Genomic DNA, 345 nt, shown 5'->3' with positions numbered 1-345 from the left:
CAGGTGCCCGTTCAACTTGTGCTACACCCTCAACATTTAAACCTTCACTATTCAGAAGTGTTTTTTTTTTGCTTTCGTCCTCAGACAAATTATTCTCTAGCGGAGCACTTTGCACAGTTTGCTCTTCAGCAACCGGCACTTCATTGCCTACAGGCGCTGTGACAATATCAATTCCTAGCTGATCACTAGGGCTTAACTGGAAAGCAAGCATTCTGAGCAAGGCCATTTCAAGGCCAGATTTAGGGTCAGGCGTAATCGCCAAGTCCTGACGACTAACCAAGGCCACTTGATAGAAAAGCTGAACATCTTCGGCACATAACTTACGAGCATAGGAAACGACGTGCT

1 pseudogene is annotated in these 345 nt (G+C 45.8%); it reads right to left on the bottom strand.

The features are described 5' to 3' along the window. Positions 1 to 345, bottom strand: a pseudogene (locus tag A3735_RS07655) (DNA polymerase III subunit gamma/tau); the annotation flags it as partial.

This window comes from Oleiphilus sp. HI0061 (assembly GCF_001635675.1).
Note: the sequence above shows the minus strand (reverse complement) of the source record. Positions and strands in the feature narration are given on the sequence as shown.